This window comes from Sorangium sp. So ce362, from assembly GCF_051519845.1.
In the GTDB taxonomy this organism is placed as follows: Bacteria; Myxococcota_A; Polyangia; order Polyangiales; family Polyangiaceae; genus Sorangium.
On sequence record NZ_CP150332.1, the window covers coordinates 3,360,219 to 3,379,500 of the forward strand.

Annotated in this window: 12 protein-coding genes and 1 pseudogene; 8 read left to right on the plus strand and 5 right to left on the minus strand. The window is 71.6% G+C overall.

Features of this window, described 5'->3' with window-relative positions; genetic code table 11:
• Nucleotides 1-640 precede the first annotated feature (640 nt).
• Nucleotides 641-2,503: a PE-PGRS family protein gene (locus tag WMF17_RS13325; RefSeq protein ID WP_437649735.1), complete on the plus strand. Its 1,863-nt coding sequence runs from the start codon at nt 641-643 to the stop codon at nt 2,501-2,503.
• A gap of 129 nt (nt 2,504-2,632) precedes the next feature.
• Here the strand turns inward: WMF17_RS13325 and WMF17_RS13330 are convergent, their stop codons facing one another.
• Entirely contained in the window at nt 2,633-3,025 is a 393-nt protein-coding gene (locus WMF17_RS13330; RefSeq protein WP_437649737.1) for a KGG domain-containing protein, read from the minus strand.
• Between the two features lie 1,337 nt (nt 3,026-4,362).
• On the opposite strand from WMF17_RS13330, the gene WMF17_RS13335 reads away from it, so the two are divergent.
• Nucleotides 4,363-5,388, plus strand: a complete 1,026-nt coding sequence (locus WMF17_RS13335; protein WP_437602422.1) for a phosphatase PAP2 family protein — start codon at nt 4,363-4,365, stop codon at nt 5,386-5,388.
• Between the two features lie 102 nt (nt 5,389-5,490).
• Here WMF17_RS13335 and WMF17_RS13340 read toward each other — a convergent pair whose 3' ends face one another.
• Nucleotides 5,491-7,500 carry an ABC transporter ATP-binding protein gene (locus WMF17_RS13340; RefSeq protein WP_437649739.1) on the minus strand — a complete coding sequence of 670 codons (2,010 nt, stop codon included), beginning with the start codon at nt 7,498-7,500 and terminating at the stop codon, nt 5,491-5,493.
• A 166-nt stretch (nt 7,501-7,666) separates the two neighbouring features.
• On the opposite strand from WMF17_RS13340, the pseudogene WMF17_RS13345 reads away from it, so the two are divergent.
• From WMF17_RS13345 to WMF17_RS13355, 3 genes and pseudogenes are all read left to right on the plus strand, one after another.
• A pseudogene (locus WMF17_RS13345) lies at nt 7,667-8,539 on the plus strand (B12-binding domain-containing radical SAM protein); the annotation flags it as partial.
• Between the two features lie 78 nt (nt 8,540-8,617).
• Nucleotides 8,618-8,872 (plus strand): DUF4070 domain-containing protein, encoded by a 255-nt coding sequence (locus tag WMF17_RS13350; RefSeq protein WP_437651335.1) that lies wholly within the window; start codon nt 8,618-8,620, stop codon nt 8,870-8,872.
• The gene (locus tag WMF17_RS13355; RefSeq protein ID WP_437649741.1) at nt 8,859-9,584 is read left to right on the plus strand and encodes a hypothetical protein; all 726 of its coding nucleotides are present in this window, start codon (nt 8,859-8,861) and stop codon (nt 9,582-9,584) included. Before WMF17_RS13350 ends, WMF17_RS13355 begins: the two co-directional genes overlap by 14 nt.
• A 99-nt stretch (nt 9,585-9,683) precedes the next feature.
• Here the strand turns inward: WMF17_RS13355 and WMF17_RS13360 are convergent, their stop codons facing one another.
• The gene (locus WMF17_RS13360; RefSeq protein ID WP_437649743.1) at nt 9,684-11,108 is read right to left on the minus strand and encodes a multicopper oxidase family protein; all 1,425 of its coding nucleotides are present in this window, start codon (nt 11,106-11,108) and stop codon (nt 9,684-9,686) included.
• Between the two features lie 155 nt (nt 11,109-11,263).
• Nucleotides 11,264-11,803 (minus strand): hypothetical protein, encoded by a 540-nt coding sequence (locus tag WMF17_RS13365; protein WP_437649745.1) that lies wholly within the window; start codon nt 11,801-11,803, stop codon nt 11,264-11,266.
• Nucleotides 11,804-11,843: 40 nt separating this feature from the next.
• Between WMF17_RS13365 and WMF17_RS13370 the strand changes: the two genes are divergently transcribed.
• The 3 genes from WMF17_RS13370 to WMF17_RS13380 all read left to right on the plus strand — a co-directional run bounded on the left by WMF17_RS13370 (nt 11,844) and on the right by WMF17_RS13380 (nt 16,407).
• Entirely contained in the window at nt 11,844-12,260 is a 417-nt protein-coding gene (locus WMF17_RS13370; protein ID WP_437649746.1) for a hypothetical protein, read from the plus strand.
• 536 nt (nt 12,261-12,796) lie between these two features.
• Nucleotides 12,797-15,940, plus strand: coding sequence for an ATP-binding protein (locus WMF17_RS13375; protein ID WP_437649748.1), 3,144 nt, complete (start codon nt 12,797-12,799; stop codon nt 15,938-15,940).
• 92 nt (nt 15,941-16,032) lie between these two features.
• Nucleotides 16,033-16,407, plus strand: coding sequence for a response regulator (locus tag WMF17_RS13380; RefSeq protein WP_437602429.1), 375 nt, complete (start codon nt 16,033-16,035; stop codon nt 16,405-16,407).
• Nucleotides 16,408-16,541: 134 nt separating this feature from the next.
• Here WMF17_RS13380 and WMF17_RS13385 read toward each other — a convergent pair whose 3' ends face one another.
• Nucleotides 16,542-19,082 (minus strand): hybrid sensor histidine kinase/response regulator, encoded by a 2,541-nt coding sequence (locus WMF17_RS13385; protein WP_437649750.1) that lies wholly within the window; start codon nt 19,080-19,082, stop codon nt 16,542-16,544.
• Nucleotides 19,083-19,282 lie beyond the last annotated feature (200 nt).

Consider the following 19,282-nt stretch of genomic DNA (forward strand, 5'->3'; position numbering starts at 1 on the left):
GCGTGCTGGGTCAAGCCGGCACAGGCCTGCGGCGCGACGCCGCCCTCGGGGGCGCCGACGCTCTCGCGGGCGCGGCTCTTGTCGCCGCTGCACGCGGAGAGCGCGAGCGCACAGAGGATCGTCGCGCGCTGAAGCCAAGCCGTCTGCATCGGGCTGCTGGACGATGCAGATCGCATACCGCGACCGCCCGCTGCTCCAGCACGGCGCGCTCGCCCAGAGTCGCCGCGCTTGTCGCGCGCCCGCGGTGAGGCATTCCGCCACGATGAGACAAACCTGCACCGCGCGGGGCGGACGTGCCTGTCGCGCGCCGGAGCGGATCACCTGTGTGGGGCGCGACGCGCGGGCGCGCTGTCGAGGCGGGGCGGGCTGTGGAAAAGGGATGTGTTGTGGAGGCGGAATCGAGAGGTAGCAGGTTGTCGCCCCGGATTTCGCCGAGACAGCTGTTGATTCGATCGGCGGGCACGCGTACTCCAGCTCCACGACACAGCGGATAGGACGTTCGACACCCCACAACGATGGGTACCGGACCATCCTCGGCTCCACCGAACGCCCCGCGGCGCGGGTTCTTCGTCGAGACATGGAGGAATGAGTGAGAGAGCACATCGTGACGAGAGTGGCCCAGATTGCTCTTCTGACGAGCATGGGGTTCCCCCTGGGCTGCGACGGCTGCGACTCGGAGCCTGGCGGCGGAACCACCGCGTCATCGAGCAGCGCCGGGGGTGCCGGCGGGGAGGGCGGCGTCGGCGGCGAGGGCGGTGACGGCGGCGCGGGCGGCACCGGCGGGCAAGGCGGCGCCGGCGGGCAAGGTGGCGCCGGCGGGCAAGGTGGCGCCGGCGGGCAAGGTGGCGCCGGCGGGCAAGGCGGCGCCGGCGGGCAAGGCGGCGCCGGCGGCAGCGGCGAGGGCGGAAGCGGCGAGGGCGGCGCCGGCGGGCCAAGCGGCGTAGGGGGCGCCGGTGGGCAAGGCGGGCAAGGGGGCGCGGGCGGCAGCGGCGAGGGCGGCGCCGGCGGGCCGAGCGGCGTCGGCGGCGCGGGCGGCAGCGGCGGCGCTGGCGGCGCGGGCGGCAGCGGCGGCGGCGAGCCTCCCGCGTTCCTCGGAGAGGCCCTCTGGGGGTTCGGCGTCGGCGAGGAGAAGAAAGAGAGCGTCGAGGCGATCGCGGCGGATCAGGACGAGAATGTCGTCCTGGTCGGCGGCTTCGAGTCGGCGATCAACTTCGGCGGCGAGGCCGACCGCCTCGTGAGCGAGGGCCAACACGACATCTTCGTGGTGAAGCTCGATGCGGCGGGCGGCCACGTCTGGAGCAAGCGCTTCGGCGACGGGTCCGAACAGAACGCGCTCGCGGTGGCCACGGACTCGAGCGGCAACGTCCTCGTCGCCGGCGAGTTCGAGGGGACCCTCAACTTCGGCGCGGACCCGAGCACGGCGCTCGTGAGCGCCGGCGGGCGGGACCTCTTCGTCGCCAAGCTCGATCCCGACGGCAACCACCTCTTCAGCAAGCGCTTCGGCGACGCGCTCGGCCAGTCCGCCACGGCCGTGGCCGTCACCGCGGAGGACGAGATCGTGGTCCTCGGCATCGTCGACGGCGCCATCAACTTCAGCGAGGATCCCGGGGCCGCGCTCACGGGCACCGGCAGCGCCAACGTCGTCGTCGCGAAGCTCGACGCCGCCGGCGGCCACCTCTGGAGCAGGCGATTCGGGTCGGCGAACAGCTGGCAGCGCTTCCGCAGCATCGCGGTCAGCGACTCGGCCCTCTACGCGACCGGCGCGTTCGGCGGCATCCTCGAGATCGACGGCCAGATCGTGGAGAGCGCCGTCGACGGCGAGACCTCCGGCGCCGGAGGCGCCGGCGGCGGCGGCGTCGAGCCGATCTACGGCATCGACGGGCTCGTCGTCCGGTTCGATCTGGCGTCGGGCAGCCTGGTCTGGGCGCGCCCGCTGGGCGCCGCCGGCGAGCAGTACGCGAAGTTCGTCAGCGTGGGCCTCGACGGCCATCCCGTCGTCCTTGGCAACCACGGGGCGGCGTTCCGGGTCGGCTCCACCGACGTCGAGCACACCGAGGCGGCGGGATACGACCTCTACGTCGCCCGGCTCGACGCCGCGGCGGGCGAGCCGCTCGCCGCGCGCGCGTTCCTGTCCGAGGGCGACGAGTTCGTCTGGGGCTTCTCGCAGGATCCCTGGGGCAACCACGTGCTGAGCGGCTACTTCACCAGGTCGCTGGCGCTCGGCGGAGCGCCCGTCTCGATCGGGGCGCCCGCCACGGGCGACGCGTTCGTCGCGAAGCTCAGCCCGGACTTCTCCGAGGAGCTCTGGTCCGATGTCTACCGGGATCAGTTCTTCTCGTACACCACCGCTCAGGCGATCACCGGCGGCGGGAACACGGTCGTGGCGGGCCTCTTCTTCGGCGAGCGGCTCGATCTCGGCGAAGGCCTCCCCGCCCTCGAGCACAGCGCGCCCGCGCGCAATCGCGGCAACGGCGACGTCTTCCTCGTCACCCTTTCGCCCTGACGCATCCGATCGAGGGCGCGGCGCTGCCGTGCGCTCCGGGCGCCGCATCGCGGCGGTGCACGCGAGCAGCTGGTGAATCCAGCTGCCGCGCGTACCCGGGCGCCGGCGTCCGCTGGGCCGCCGCGCGGATCAGTGGGCGCGGCTCTGCGGGCCGGCCTCGACGTGCTGCTCGTCGCCGTCGCCCTGCTCGCGCTCGCCCTCGCCGTCGCCCTGCGCGGTGCTCGCGTCGCTCGCGCCGTCGCCCCGCGCCTCGCCGCCCTTGCGGCCGATCTGGGCCATGTGCCCGCGGTTCTGGCTCACGGCCGCGCCACCCTTGCGGCCGATCGCGGCCATGTGCTCGCGGTTCCGGCTCACGGTCGCGCCGCCCTTGCGGCCGGCCGCGCGCGCCTCCTCGGAGCTGAACTCGTGGGCCGTGCCCTTCTCGTGCGCGGCCTTGCCGCCCATGCTCGCGATCGAGCGTTGCTGCTTCTGATCCATCGCCGCGAACCCACGACTGCTGCTCTGTCCTTGTTGCTGTGCCATGAGATGTCTCCTTGGTGTCTGGCGCATCGCTCAGCACCGTCACGGGGCAACCCAGGTGGCGTGCCCCGTCGGATCTCCGCTGAACGATGTCGGCGGGGAGGGGTGACTGCAACGTGGATGCCATGGAGAAGAACCCATGGATACTGGGCGCCTCCGACGCAGATCCTGCGAGGTGCCCCCGGATTTCCGTGCGAGCTCGCGCGTGTCCAGGATGCGTCCCGCCCGCCTCGAACGACAAGGTTGCGTGCGGGCGCAAGCGCGTCGCGGCCCAGATCGCGATCCCGCCGCCGGCCTGCGCTGCTCAGCTTGCGCCGCGCGCTCCTCAGCCTGGCTGAACCCGGTTTCCAGCCAAGGAGCCGCCACGCGGCAGACTGCCTCACCGGCCGTGGGCGCGCGGGCCATCGCGCCTCGTCCGCAGTGCGATCCGCCCCGAGAGCCGCGACGAGCGGATGAACCCGAGCTCGCGAGCTCAGCGCATTTCGTTGGACCTTCAGCGCGCTTCAGGCGCAGACGAGCCCGGCCATCGGCTCGCATCGGCGCCGCGCAGTCGCGGTGCGCGGTCGTTCGCTCGGAAAGATCTCACATGAAGACGATAAATAAGTAATGCATGAAATAATCGGAGTTTTATCAGCCCCCTCACCCTCCTGTCCTGTTCAAACCATGGTTGCTGCACAGCGCCGCCGTCACGGGGGTCGATCAGGAGCCGTTGACGATCTCGTGGGGCAGGGGCTCGCCGTCCACCTCGATGCTCGCGCTGGTCGGCCGATGGGAGAAGGCCGGCGTGGCCGCGACCGGGGGTGATCCAGACGTCATTGAGCTGTTCACGATCTCCATCACCGGTCTCCGACTGGCGCGGTGGGTGCAGCACGCGCGCAGATCCTGCGGAGCGCGCAGTCGCGCAGATTCTGCGCGCTCCGGAGCTCGGCAGCGCGGCGCCGGAAGCGAGAGAGCAAGGGGGAGAGACGCGTAGCAGCTGCTCCGCTGCGTCGCCGCGTTCGCACGCGCGCGAAGCGGCGTCCTGCGCGTGCGAACGCGCACGCGGCCCGCCGCGGCGGTGGTGGGCTGCGCCGCCGCGGCGATGGGCTGCGCCGGGGCCGACGCGCCGGAGCGCGGCGGCGCCTTGCGGCTGTCACGCAGCGCGAAGCAAGCCCGTCGAAAACTCGACGACCGCGTGGCCCCCGGGTTGCTCCCCCGAGCTGCTGGCGCGTCGCGGATGTCACGGCGACGCCACACGTGATACAGAGCGAGCTGACGCAACGGACGCACCTGACGCCAACTGACGCCAACTGACGTAAGCGACCCGCGCGCGCACCATGCCATCCCTGGAACCTTCCCGTATGCAAGAGAGGCTTACAACGGACTGTGATAAGGACGCCGGCTCCCGCGGCCTGGTCGACGTCGAGCGCGCCGGGGCGCTCCTCAGGGACGCGCTGCGCGGCCTGGTCGCCATGTTCGCCCTCCAGGACGCGATCCTCATCGGTTACCTCGTCGTGACGACGGTCTGCTTGCTCGGCGCGCCGCCGAGCGAGGTGCGAGCGGAGTGCGTGCTCCGCAATCTGGCCGGCATCGCCGCGCTCGTGTCCCTCTGCGTGTTCGTGCGCCGCGCGACGTTCGTCCCTCGCCTGCTGCGGAGCGTGGTTTACCGGCTCTCGCTCGTCGGCGCCTTCCTCCTCAACTACCTCTCGCTCCGGACCATCCTGCCGACGGTCCGGAGCGACAGCCTCGACGCGCAGCTCCTCCACCTCGATCTCCTCCTCTTCCGGGTCGAGCCGGCGCTCTGGATGGAGCGCTTCAACACGCGTCCTGTCGTGGAGTGGTTCTCCTTCTTCTACTTCAGCTACTTCTTCATCTGCTTCCTCTCGATGGCGCTGGCGGTCTGGGTCGCCCGCCTCGGCCGCGGCACGACCGAGTACGCGGTCGGCACCTCGCTCGTCTACTGCATTGGCCAGCTCGGCTACATGGCGGTCCCCGCCTACGGTCCCATCCAGGCGCTGAGCCACCTCTATCAGGGGCCGCTCGACGGCGGCTTCTTCTGGGGCTGTGTGAGCAGCGTCGTGCAGGCCGGCGGCGCCATGAAGGATGTCTTTCCCTCCCTGCACACGGCCGCGCCGCTCTGGTTCGCCCTGTACACGTTCCACCGCGCCCGCACCGACAGGCGCCTCTTCTGGCCGGCCGTGGTGGCCGCGTTCTTCTCCCTGAACATCATCATCTCCACCATGCTCCTCCGCTGGCACTACGCGGTCGACGTGGTGGCCGGCGTCGCTCTGGCCGTCGGAGTCGCGTGGCTCACGCCTCGGCTCGTCCGCTGGGAGGAGGGCTTCCGGGCCCGGATGGACCAGCCGCAGCCGTGGAGCTTCAGGTGAGCTCGGCCCATCCCACTTGCGCGCGGAGGCGGTAGGCCGACGGCCGAGGCGCGGCCCCGCCCGAGGCGCCCGTGGCTCCCGGCCTGCTCGGGCCGACGCCGCTCAGACGAGCGGAGCCTCCCACGCCTTCAGGGGCACGGACAGCGGTAGTCCGTCGGCGCTCCCGGCCGCCGGCTGCGGGCGCGGCGCCTCGTGGACGCGGACAGCCGGCGCCTCGCTCGGCGGCGCCTCGCTCGGCGCCGGCTCCCCGGTGGGGCTCTCCACCAGGAAGCCGTCCGACTGCTTGCTCCAGAGCCGCTGGTAGGCCCCGTTCCGCGCGAGCAGCTCGGCGTGGGTGCCGTCCTCGATGATCCGGCCGTCCTCGAACACAAGGATGCGGTCGAGGTGGACGATCGTCGAGAGGCGGTGGGCCACGACGAGCACCGTCTTGCCCTTCATGACCCCGTCGAGCGTGTCCTGGATGGCCTTCTCGGTGATCGAGTCGAGGCTCGACGTCGCCTCGTCGAGGATCAGGATCGGCGCGTCCTTCAGGATGACGCGCGCGATGGCGATGCGCTGGCGCTGGCCGCCCGAGAGCTTGACGCCGCGCTCGCCGACCATGGACCGATAGTGCTCCTTCATCTGCAGGATGAAGTCGTGCGCGCGCGCCTTGCGCGCGGCCTCGACGACCTCCTCCTCGGTCGCGTCCAGGCGCCCGTAGCGGATGTTGTCGAGGAGCGTCCGGTGGAAGAGGCTCGGGTCCTGCGGGATCAGGCTGAGCTGCGCGTGCAGCGCGTCCTGCGTCATGTCGCGGAGGTCCACGCCGTCGATCAGGATCTGACCCGAGTTGATGTCGTAGAGGCGCAGGAGGAGGTTGACGAAGGTGGATTTGCCGGAGCCGGAGAAGCCGACGAGCCCGACGCGCTGGCCGTGCGGGATCGTCACGTCGAGGCCCTCGAAGATCGGGCGATCGGGCGTGTAGCCGAAGGTCACGTTCCGGAGCTCGATCCGGCCGCGATCGAGGCTCGGCGCGACGGCCTCGGGGCGGTCGACGAGCTCGTGGGAGCGGACGATGGTGTTCACCCCGTTCGCGACGTTGCCGACGAACTCGAAGAACTCGAGGAAGCGGCGGCTGAGGTTGCGCGCCTCGTTGATGATGAGGAGCGACAGGCTTGTCGCCATGACGAACTCGGCGACGCCGATGGCGCCGCGCTGCCAGAGCCTGAGCGCGTAGTAGAGCGTCCCCACCTTGAGCAGCGCGGCCGACGCGAACTGGAACCAGCGCACGCGCTCGGAGTACCAGTTCGACCGGCGCACCGCCCGGAGCTCCCTGACCAGCTGCTCGTCCAGGTACTCGCGCTCGAAGCCGAGCCGGGCGAAGAGCCGCGCGCTCGTGAGGTTCGAGACCGAGTCGACGAGCTTGCCCGTCGTCTCGCTCCGCGCGCCGGCGGCGCGCACCGCGTGCGGCTGGCAGCGGGTCGCGAGCCAGTAGGAGATGCCGACGAACAGCACCGCCCAGACCGAGACGAGCGCCGCGAGCTCGGGGTGAGCGCGGTAGAGCAGGCCGATCGAGACGGAGAAGACGATGGCGATGGGCCAGAAGTCGAACAGGATGGCCCACAGCGTCTGCGAGACCCCCATCGACGTCTCGCTGATGCGGTGGGCGAGCGCCCCGGCGAAGTTGTTGCTGAAATATCGGTGGGAGTGGTGCTGGAGGTACGCGTAGAGGTTGCGGGTCACGTTCTGGCGCTGCCACGGCCCGACGAGGATCTGGCAGAGCCCCGCGACGCGGCTGAACAGGAACTCGCCCGCGATGAGCGCGACGAACAGCGCCAGCGCGTCGCGCAGCCGGCCGCTCAGCGCGGCCCGGCCGGCGCCCGACGTCTCGGTCACCCCCTTGATGACCTGCCCGATGGCGTAGGGGATCATGATCCCGAACGAGGCGTGGGCCGACTCGAACACGAACATCGCCAGATACCAGGCGCGGTAACGACCGACGAAGTGAACGATGAACCGGAAGGGCGTGTCCGGGAGCGCCGGAGCGCCGGGGGCGCGCTGCAGAGAGGTCTTGGGTTCCACCGAGTTGTCCTGGGCGGGACGGGAGCCCGCCGGTGCCGCCGTCGGCGTATGCATGAATCGGGCCAGTGCGGTCGCCGGCGTGGCGGAGCGGTGGGTGGCTCCGCTGCTGCCCTGGCAGCAGCCGGTGGTGATCGGCTGCTGCCCCGGGGGCGGCGGGGGCTATCCCCGGCTCGGAAGGCGAGCGCCCCGCGGGGGATGAGCCACGCTCGCCGCGCACACGCCCGAGGGCTGGGAGGTGGAGTACCGCGAGCTCGACGCCGTGACCGAGGCGGACGTCGCGCGCCTCGTGGACGGCCGCTACGATGTCATCGCCGTCTCGTCGCTCGCGGCGCGCGTGCTCGACGCGTACGCGCTCGCCGACCGGCTGCGCGCCGAGGGCGTGACCGTGGTCCTCGGCGGCCTGCACGCCTCCGCGCTCCCGGACGAGGCGGCGCGGCATGCCGATTCGGTCGTCCAGGGCGAGGGGGAGCTGCTCTGGCCGGCGCTGCTCCACGACCTCGACGAGGGCCGGCTGCGCCCCCGCTACAGCGCCCGGAGCGGCGCGTCGCCCGCGTTCTGGCTCGAGGATGCGCGGACGCCGCGCTACGACTTGCTCGATATCGCGCGGTACAATCGGCTCACGCTCCAGACCACGCGCGGGTGCCCGCTCGCCTGCACCTTCTGCGCCGCCTCCCGGCTGATCAGCCCTTACAAGCGCAAGCCGATCCCGCTCATCCGCCGCGAGCTCGACGCCATCGTCGCGGTGTGGCCGCGGCCGTTCATCGAGCTCGCGGACGACAACACGTTCGTGCAGAAGCCCTGGGCGCGGGAGCTCGCGCGGCTCTTCGCCGAGTACAACGCGCGGCGCACGCAGGCGATCGCGTGGTTTACCGAGACGGACATCTCGGTCGCCGACGATCCGGAGCTCCTCGACCTGCTCGCCGAGGCCAACTGCGCCGAGCTGCTCATCGGCCTCGAGTCGACCGACCCCGCCGCGCTCCGGGCCGCGGAGCCGCGGGGGTTCAAGGCCGCCGAGCGGGCCCGCTACGTCGACTCGGTCGGCCGCATCCAGGAGCGTGGGATCCCGGTGAACGGCTGCTTCGTGCTCGGCTTCGACGAGGACGACGGCGGCGTCTTCGAGCGCACGCTCGCGTTCGCCCGGGAGTGCGATCTCGCCGAGGTGCAGATCACGGTGCTCACGCCGTTCCCGGGCACCGCGCTCCACCGCGCGCTCGAGGCGCAGGGGCGGCTGCTCCGCCCCGTGTTCTGGGACGCGTGCACGCTCTTCGACGTGACCTTCAGGCCTGCGCGGATGAGCGTGGAGGAGCTCGAGCAGGGGTTCCGCTGGCTGATGGGCGAGCTCTATCGTCCGGAGGAGGCCGCGCGCCGGCGGAGCCGGTTTCGGCGCGCCACGCGCGCCCGCAGAGGACGACATGCGCAACCCTGATCGACCTTCGTTCGCCCGCGCTGCGGGGCTGCTGCTCACCTTCCGGCTCTCGCGCGAGGAGCTCGCGCGCCTCGACGGGCGGCACCTCGCGCTCGGTCTGGCCTGCACCTGGCTCGTCGGCGTCGGGCGGTACTGGGACGACCCGGCGGCCAGCGTCTGGCGCAAGACCGGCCTCGGCTCGATCGTCTATGCCGCCGTCCTGTGCGCGTTCCTGTGGATCGTCGTGGCGCCGCTCCGGCGCCCGGGCGAGCCGTGGCTCTCGTACACGAAGCTCCTGACCTTCATCACGATGACGGCGCCCCCGGCGGCGCTCTATGCGATCCCGGTCGAGCGCTTCGTCTCCATGAGCGCGGCCATCCAGGTGAACCTCTGGTTCCTCGCGGTGGTCGCCAGCTGGCGCGTCGCGCTGCTCGTCCACTATCTCTCGCGCGGTGTGGGGTTGCGCTGGCCGGCGGTGATCGTCGCGACGCTCCTGCCCCTCGCGCTGATCGTGACGGTCCTCACGTACTTCAACCTGGCCGACGGTGTGATCTCGATCATGGGAGGGTTGCGCGAGCGGGGCGAGAGCGCGGACGACGGTGTCAACGGCGTCCTTCTGGTGCTCGCGCTGCTCTCGTATCTCGCGGTGGTCCCGCTCCTGCTCGCGTACGGGGTGCTCGTCGTGAAGGCGCGGTGGTGGCAGGGCGGGCCGAGGCGCGCGCTGCCGCGATGAGCCCCGCCGCGTCAGCCATGCTCCGCTGCTGCGCGGAGGACCTGTCGGCATGCGGTGACGAGGGGCGCTGACCGCCTCGAGCGGCGGCGAAGGGGGTATTCAGGGCATCAAGTGGAGCATCGCCATCATCCCCATGTCCGCGTGATCGAGGATGTGACAGTGGAACATCCACATGCCGGCGCGGTCGTCGAACGGGATGGCGATCCGCACGGTCTCTCCGGGCACGAGGTTGACGGTGTCGTGCCATGCGCGCACGGGGGGCGCGGCGCCGTCGATGTCGAGCACTTGAAAGAAGAACCCGTGCAGGTGGAATGGGTGATCGTAGTTTGTGGTGTTGGTCAGCGTCCAGACCTCGACCGTGTTCGTCTCCGCAAACAGCATGAGCGAGCCGTCGGTCTGGCCGTTGATCCCGAGCACCGAGCCGTCGGCGCTGCCCTGCTCCATGAACTCCACCGCCTGTCCTCGCGCGCCCGTGGTGTCGATCGAGGCAATCTCGGTCAGACGCCTGGGAAGCGGCGGCGCGCCGTGCCCCGGAGGCTCGTCGACCAGCTCGAGACGCATGAAGTCCCTTGGCGCCTCCTCGGCCGGCAGGTGGAATCGGTTCGCGTCGAGGAGCGGGATCACCACCGACTCGCCCTCGACGGGCAGCATGTAGAGCTCCCTGCGCTCCCCCGGCACGAGCGTCACCTCGTCCACCGGTAGCGGGCGCTCCAGGAGGCCCCCGTCTCCGCCGATCTGCACGAGCGGCTGGCCGGGCACGGCGAAGCGGAAGTAGTGGGCGCGCGCCGCGTTCACGACGCGCCAGCGCTGCGGCACACCCGCCCGCGCCGCGATCGTCGGCAGGATCTTCCCGTTGACCAGCACGGTCGAGCCCTCGCGCCCGAAGTAATCGCCGAACCATCCGCTCTCGTCGGCAGGGGCGAGCGAGCCGTCGTCCTTGATGCCGATGTCGCTCAACACGAGCAGCAGATCGTCGCCGAGCTGCGCCTCCTCCGCGGCCTCCTCGACCACGAACGCACCGTAGAGACCCGCGCCGACCTGGGGGCTCGAGCGAATGTGCGGGTGGTACCAGAAGGTGCCCGCGTCGTGCACGTCGAAGGAGTACTCGAAGCCTTCACCCGGCTCGATGGGCTTCTGCATGTGCTCCGTCCCATCCATCGTCGCCGGCACGCGCAGGCCATGCCAGTGGACGGTCGTCGCCTCGGGCAGGTGGTTCTGGACCTTCACCACCACGCGGTCTCCCTTCTTCGCGCGGATGGTCGGGCCGGGGAGCATCCCGTTGTAGGTCCAGACCTCGGTCGTGAGCCCCGGAATCACCTCGATCTCGACCGCCTTCGCCTCGAGGTGCACCTCGACAACGTCGGGCGCGGGGTCGTGATCCTCGGCGTCCGGCAGGCGCAGCGCGTCGTCCCAGCCCGCCGGCTGCCGGAGGTCCGGCGGCGCGACTTCCTCGCCGCAACCGGCGAGCAGGGTCACGAGCAGCAGGAAACCCGCAATATCTGCGCCGTAGCGCGCCGGGGACACGCATCCTTTGCGCCTTGCGCGCGGCCCTTTGCGCCTTGCGCGCGGCAAGGCGCCTCCAATCCAAAGCATGCGCCTCGCCTCTGCAAGGCGTGATCCGCGCGCAGCTCGGTGAGCTCCGCCGCCGCGAGGGGCTGCACGAGGCTGTGCGTGTGGGGTCAGGGGGCGCAGCCGATCCGCTCCGACGCGACCGCCACGTCGTCGTACCACATCGAGCGCGCGGGGCCGTGGAAGCCGAGGTAGCCGAAGCTGAACGTCTTGAAATCGAGCTTCTTCCAGCCGGTCTTGTCGATGATCTTGTCGCCGTTGGCGTAGACTTGCACGTTGCCCTGGGGGCCGTCGAAGTAGGCCTCCATGCAGTGCCAGGTGTCCTTGGGGAGCTTCGTGCCGCTCCCGCACATCGCGGTGGCCCCCTCGGAGAGGACGAGTTCGTCGTGCAGGTTCAAGAGGATCTGGCAGAACTGCTCGGCGATCTCCACGTTGTCGCCCGCGTTGGGATCGCCGTCGCCGGTCATCGCCTGGAAGTAGGCGTTGTGACCGGACTGGCCGATATCCACGCTGCTGCGCATGTAGAGCCGGACCCAGAACGTCGGCCCGGGCGCATCGACGGAGAGCATCCTCCAGTCGTATCCGCTGCCGCCCGGCTTCACGTGCAGCGAGCTCGCGCCGGCACGGAAGGTGGCAGTGTCGATCACCATGTTGTTCGCCGCCTGATCCGCCTGGTACGAGGGGCGGTAGGTGGCGCCCTCGGGGAGCCCCGCATCCTCGAACCCGGAGCAGAACGTCGCGCTCGGCGGGCACGCGCCGGTCGGCGTCCCGCCGCCGCTGGTCGACGTGCTGGCTGCGCCCCCCGAGCCGCTGCTGGCGCTGCTGGCGCTGCCGCTGCTGGCGCCGCCGCCGCTGCCGGCGCTGGCGCTGCTGGCGCTGCCGCCGCCGCTGCTGGCGCCGCCGCCGCTGCTGGCGCCGCCGCCGCTGCCGGCGCTGCCGCTGCCCGCGACGGGGGTGCCCGAGCTCACGCTCTCGGAGCCGCCTGCGCCGCCTGCGCCGCCGTCCCCTCCGCCGCCCGATCCGTCGCAGCCCGCCGCGACGGACATCGCCCCGACGAGGGCAACACAGGAGATCCAACCCGAAGTAAAGCGTGCAGTCTCGCGATGAAAAGTCATGTGAATACTCGAAGGTGAAGGGACCCGTCGACCGAAGATGCGCGCTGCCGCAGCGCAGCACATTCGCCGGTAGGTCTGAGTGAAACCGCTGCTTGCGCCGGAGCGGGATCAGCGCTCCGGCGCGGCAGGCAGCTCTTAGCAGAACCGGCCCCTCCCCGGGAGTCGTTCTGGCGGGTTTGCGGCAGATCCTGGGGCGAGTCTACCCCCGCGCGCTCGCCGACACGTCGGCCGTGGACCGGGCCGCGCACGACGACCGCCCGCCGCAGCGCGGCGTCCGCCATATCGCGCGACGCGCCGTCGCGGAGCGCCTCCGCCGGCCCGCCAGGCGGCCGGCCGGGCCGAGCGCGCGGGGGTAGACTCGCCCCGATGCCCCGCCCGCCCGCGCGCCTCGGCGCAGGCCAACTCCACACAAGCTCGCCCGCCCGGGGCAAGGCGATCAGACCTTGCGCGGTTCTCCATGTCCACTATGCGCTTCAGGATGGGCTGTTTCCTCTGTGGGGAGCGATCGCAGGCGTGATGAGCGACGGGATGAAACAGCGGTGCAGCGAGGAACGAGCGGAAGGGCGCGACTTCATCGAACGCCTGGAAGACCTCACGATCGTGAGACCCGTGGACGACTCCGAGGAACGTCTCCTCCAGGACACCGAGCTCCTGAAGCAGGAGCTCACGCGCGCGAGCTCAGGGCGCGAGTCCGGGCTGATGCGGCTCCTCGCGGCGCGGGTCGCGATGAACTGCGCCTTCCAGTTCTGGGGCCTGCTCGACGCCGACGGCACGAACTGGGAGTCGAACTATGCCTCGGTCCGCGGCGCCGGCGTGGAGCGGAGGGAAGTGCACGGAGTGCCCTTCTGGGACTGCCGCTGGTGGCAAGGCGCGCCGGAGGCCCAGGAGCGGCTGAAGGACGCGGCGCGGCGCGCGGCGCGCGGCGAGTTCGTCCGGTACGACGTGGAGATCCTCGGGGGCAACGAGGGAGAGGAGATCATCACCATCGACTTCAACCTCAAGCCCGTCAAGGACCGTCAAGGCAACGTCGTCTTCATGATCGCCGAGGGGCGCGACGTCACCGAGCAGCGGCGGCTCGAGCGGGAGGTGGCGCGGCACAGGGACGAGCTCGCGACGCTCGATCGCCTCAAGACGGAGTTCGTGGCCAACGTGAGCCACGAGTTCCGCACCCCGCTCACCCTCATCCTCGGGCGCGTGGAGGACGCCCTCTCCCGCCCGGCGGGGTCGCTCTCGGGCGAGGCCCTCGCCGCCGTACACCGGAGCACCCTCCGGCTCCTCCGGCTCGTCAACACGCTGCTCGACTTCTCGCGCATCGAGGCGGGGCGCCTCCAGAGGTCGTTCGAGCCGACCGACCTCGCGCAGCTCACCGCGGAGCTCGCGAGCTCCTTCCGCTCGCTGGTCGAGGGCGCGGGCCTGTCGCTCGTCGTCGACTGCCCGCCGCTGCCGGAGCCCGTCCACGTCGACAGGGCGCAGTGGGAGAAGATCGTGTCGAACCTCGTGTCGAACGCCTTCAAGTTCACGTTCGAAGGGGAGATCGCGGTCTCGCTCCTGCCCCAGCCGGCCCACGTCGAGCTGTGCGTGCGCGACACCGGCACCGGGATCCCGGCGGACGAGCTCCCGCGCATCTTCGAGCGGTTCCACCGCGTGCAGGGCGCGCGCTGCCGGAGCATCGAGGGCACCGGGCTCGGGCTCGCCCTCGTCCAGGAGCTCGTCCAGGTGCACGGCGGCGCCCTGCGCGCCTCGAGCGAGCCGGGTCGGGGGAGCGCGTTCACCGTGTCGATCCCGAGGGGCCGCGCGCACCTGCCGCCCGAGCGGGTCGCCGCCGCGGCGGCTCCCGCGCCCTCGCCGGCGAGCACGAACCTCCACGTGATCGAGGCGTCGCAGTGGTCCCCGCGCGGATGCAACGGCGCGGCGCCCAGGGGCCCGGACGCGCGCGCCGGGGCCGCGCCGGGGCCGTGGCCGCGGGAGGGCGAGGGCCGGATCCTCGTCGCCGACGACAACGCGGACATGCGCGAGTACCTCGTCCACCTCCTCGCGCCCCGGTGGAGCGTGGAGGCGGCCTCCGACGGGCGGGCGGCCCTCGCGGCCGCGCTCGCGCGCCCGCCGGACCTCGTGCTGAGCGACGTGATGATGCCCGGGCTCGGCGGCGTGGCCCTCGTCCGGGAGCTCCGGGCCGACCCGAGGACGAGCATGGTCCCCGTGGTGCTCGTGTCCGCGCGCGCGGGCGACGAGGCCGTCGTCGAGGGGCTCGACATGGGGGCGGACGATTACCTGGTGAAGCCGTTCTCGGCGCGCGAGCTCCTCGCCCGCGTCAGGACGCAGATCGAGATGGCGCGGATGCGGCGGAGGGCGGCCGAGGCCGCGGAGCGGGAGCGCGCGCTGGAGCTGCCCCGCTTCCTGGACGCGGCGAGCGTGGTGCTCGCCGATTCGCTGGACTATCCGACGACGCTCGCCCGGGTCGCGCAGCTCGCGGTACCCGTGCTCGCCGACTTCTGCCTCGTCGACCTGCTCGACGAGGAGGAGGGCGCCTTCCGGCGGGTGGGCGTGGCCTTCGCGGATCCCGCGCAGGCCGCCCTGGCCGAGGAGGCGAAGCGCTTCACGCCCAGGTTCGACGGCAACCGCGCGCACCCGCCGACCCGGGTGTTCATCGAGCAGGAGTCGTTGCTCATCGAGCATTTCACGGACGATGACATGCGCGCCATCGCGCATGACGAGGAGCACCTCCGGGTGATCCGGGCCATGGGGGGGCGCTCGTCCATGTGCATCCCGCTGGCGCGGCGGGGTCGGCTCTTCGGGACGCTGACGTTCATCGCCGCGCAATCCGGGCGCCGGTACACCCGGGACGACCTCTCGGCCGCGGAGGAGCTCGCGCGCCGCTGCGCGCTGGCCGTGGACAACGCGCGCCTGTACAAGGACGCCCAGAGCGCGATCGCCCTGCGCGACGAGTTCCTCTCGATCGCCTCTCACGAGCTGAAGACGCCGCTCACCCCGCTCTCGCTGCAGATCCAGATCCTGGCGCGCCGGGCGCCGGAGCTGTGCCCCGACAAGGAGCGCCTCGCGTGGCTCACGGACCGGCTCGGGCTCGTTCGCCGTCAGGGCGAGCGGCTGAGGCGGCTCGTCGACAACCTGCTCGACATCTCCCGCATCTCCGCGGGGCGCATTGCCCTCGAGCTGGAGCCCGTCCGGCTGTCCGAGATCGTCCGGCAGGTTGTGTCCCGCTTCCACGAGGGCGGCGAGATCGCGGAGTCGGCCTCCCGGGTCACGGTGAGCGCGGACGACGACGCCGCCGGCAACTGGGATCGGCTGCGGCTCGAGCAGGTCGTCGACAACCTCGTCTCGAACGCGCTCAAGTATGGTCAGGGCAAACCCCTCGAGATCGTCGTCACCTCGACAGGCTCGATGGCCACGTTCACGATCGCGGATCACGGTATCGGGATCGCGCCCGAGCACCTCGGGCGGATCTTCGGGCGGTTCGAGCGGGCCGTGTCGGCGCGGCACTATGGTGGTCTGGGCATGGGGCTTTACATCACGAAGCAGCTGGTCGAAGCGCTGGACGGCTCGATCGAGGTGAGCTCGGTCCCTGGCGAGGGCTCGACCTTCAAGGTCACCTTGCCGCTGGCCGGCCCTGGCGCCTCGGGCCCGCGAAGCCGGCCGGACGCGGGGATCGGCTGAGGCGACCTTCGCGAGCGGGCTTCGCGGGCCCGCCCGCGGGCGCAGCGCCGCTGGACCCTGCTGCCTCGGGAAGAGAGCGACTGCGCATGACGATGAGCCGCCCCACCAAGCGCATCTTGATCGTCGATGACGACGCCGCGATCCGCCGGACATTGAGCGAGCTCCTGGAAGACGAGGGCTATGGGGTCGCGTCGGTCGCGAACGGGCGTGAGGCCCTGGAGTATCTGCGGGACGATCCGTCGTCGATCTCGCTGGTCCTGCTCGACCTGATGATGCCCGTCATGGACGGGTTCCAGTTCCGGGCCGAGCAGAAGAGCGACCCGATGCTTGCCTCGATGCCCATCGTGGTGATGACCGCGCGCGGCGGGACGGAGCGCGCCGGCATCGACGCGGACGCGGTGATCAGCAAGCCGTTCGATGTCCTGAAGCTGATGGACACCATCGAGCGGAGCTGTCGGAGGGCGTGAGAGCCGGCGGCGGAGGGGTCTCGGCTACAGTCCGGAGGGGTCTCGGCTACAGTCCGAGCTCTTCTGATCGCTCGTCGGACCGTTCCGCCAGCAGAGCAGCGTCCCAGGGCCTCCACGCCAATCCGGTCGGCGCCCTACGAGTCCCCCCTCGATCCGGCGATGTTCGCGAGCACCGCGAGCAGCTCCGCCGTCTCGATGGGCTTGGGGACATGGGTGTTGAACCCGGCCCGCAGGGCGCGCATGCGGTCCTCCGTGCGCGCATAGGCGGTGAGCGCGATCGCCGGGGTCCGCCCACCGCTGCTCGCCGGGAGCGCGCGGATCTCGCGGATCAGCGCGTAGCCGTCCTCGCCGGGCATGGCGATGTCGGACACGAGCACGTCAGGCCGCAGCGCCTTGAGCGCGAGCAGCGCCTCGGCGGTCGACGCCACGGCCGTCACGTGCGCGCCGCACTGCTCCAGCATCGTGACGAGGAGCTCGCGCGTGTCGTCCTCATCGTCCACGATGAGCACGTTCAGCCCCTCGATCTCCGGAGGACGATCGCTCCCGCCGGAGGTGCCCGGCAGCGACATCATCCGGCGATCCCGGGCGTGGCTCGGCACCACCGCGAGCGGCAGCCGGACGATGAACGTCGCGCCCCGCAGCTCCCCGTCGCTCAGCGCCTGGACCGTGCCGCCGTGCATCTCCACGAGGCTCTTCACGATCGTGAGCCCGAGGCCCAGCCCCCCGTGCTTGCGGGTGGTGCCGCTCTCGGCCTGCCGGAACTGCTCGAACACGTAGGGCAAGAACGCAGGATCGATGCCCTGACCGGTGTCGGAGACGACGATCTCGGCCGACGCCTCGGAGCGCTCGAGCCGGATGCGCACGACCCCGCCCCGCGACGTGAACTTCACCGCGTTGCTGAGGAGGTTCCAGATGACCTGCTGCAGCCGGCCCGCGTCCCCCGCGACAGGGCCCACCCCGGGATCGAGGAGCGGCTCCAGCCGCACCCCCTTGGCGTCGGCGGCCGGGCGCACCACCTCGAGCGCGGCGTCGATCACCGCCACGAGCTCCATCGGCTGGACCTCCAGCCGGAGCTTGCCGGCCATGATGCGCGAGATGTCGAGCAGATCGTCGATCAGCTGCGCCTGCGCCTGCGCGTTGCGCTCCACCGTCTCCAGCGCCTTCTCGCGACGATCCTCGGCGAGCTTGCCGGTGCGCAGCATCCGGATCCAGCCGAGGACCGCCGTGAGCGGCGTGCGAAGCTCGTGGCTCATCGTCGCCAGGAACTCGTCCTTCAGGTGGCTCGCGGCCTCGGCCTCCTGCCGCGCCGTCTGCGCCGCGGCGAGCAGGCCTTGCCGCTCCTCCTCGGCGCGCCTGCGCGCGGTGATGTCGAAGAACGAGGAGACGACGCCCACCACCGCGCCGTCCGAGCTGCGGAGCGGCTGCGCGTTCACCGACAGCCACAGGTCCGAGCCGTCCTGCCGCTCCAGGCGGAGCAGGACGGCCGACTGGGGCGCGCCGGTCCGGAGCGCGACCTGCGCGGGGTACATCTCGAACGGGAACAGCGAGCCGTCCTCGCGCACGATCTTGCTCGACGGATCCAGCAGCGTCGACCCGACGAGCTGCGCCAGAGGCCGCCCGAGGATCCGCTCGGCGCTCGCGTTCGCGGTGCGGATGACCCCGCGCTCGTCCTGGAGCGTGATGCCCTCCTCGAGCGCGCTGATGATCACGCGATAGCGCTCCTCGCTGTCCCGGAGCGCTCGCTCCGCCTCGAGCGCGTCGGTCTCGTCGCGCGTGATCAGCACGGCGCCGGCGGGCGATCCGTCGGCGTGCCGCAGCGGCGACGCGGTCCCGGCGAGCGCGCGGATCGAGCCGTCCGGGCGCGTCACGAGCCAGCGCGCGTTCTCGACCTTCTCGCCCTGGATCGCGCGGTGGAGCGGGTCCTCGTCGGGCCGCAGCGGCCGGCCGTCCAGCGCGAGCAGCCCGTTCGCCCGGAGCGCCTCGATCGCGGCGCTCGCGTCGCGCGCGTACACGCCGTGCTGGCGCTGGGCCTCCCCGTTGCAGATGCGCAGCGCCCCGCGCTCGTCCGTCGCCATGATGCCGTCGCCGCTCTGCTCGATGAGCGCGCGCAGCAGATCGCGCTCCACCGCCGCGATCCGCTCGGCGCGCTCGGCCCGCTCGCGGAGCCGCTTCGAGCGGAGGAGCGCGCCGACGCGCGCCGACAAAGCGGCCGCGGGGCAGGGCTTGACCACGTAGTCGTCGGCGCCCGCGGTGAGCCCCTCGACGAGGTCCTGCTCGTGCCCGGCCACGGTCAAGATGAGGATCGGCAGCCCGACCGTGGCGGGGCGCGACCGGAGCAGGCCGCAGATCTCGTTGCCCGACATCCCCGGCATCACCTGGTCGAGCACGAGGACGTCCGGGAGATCGCTCCCCGTCACGCGCTCCAGCATCACCGCGGCGTCCGTGAAGACCTGGACCTCGTAGCCGGCCGCGAGCGAGCACGCCGCCATCTCGGCCTCCAGCGGCGAGTCGTCGAGGATCCACACGACCGCGCGCGGCGCGCGCTCGCTCGGAGGCGGCTCCGTGCCCCCGCCCCGGGCGCCCCGCGCGGCCGGAGCCGCATGGCGCCGCGGCGTGGCGTTCGCTTCGCGCGTCGCGTCGGCGAGCACGGAAATCATCGTTGTCGGCCGATTCATCGTTCTCCAGGAGCAGCAGGGGCCGTGAGACTCCTCCTCCTCCTCCCGCGAGGAGCCGCTCTCCGGATTGAACCGGGGCGCGGAGAGGCATTGGCTCTCCAAGCGTCGTTGCCGCCCAATCTCATCTGATCGAGCGCCTGTGGCGATGCAAGCCCAATGCGCGGAAATGCGTGCTGTCGCGTTCTGCTACATTCCGCGCC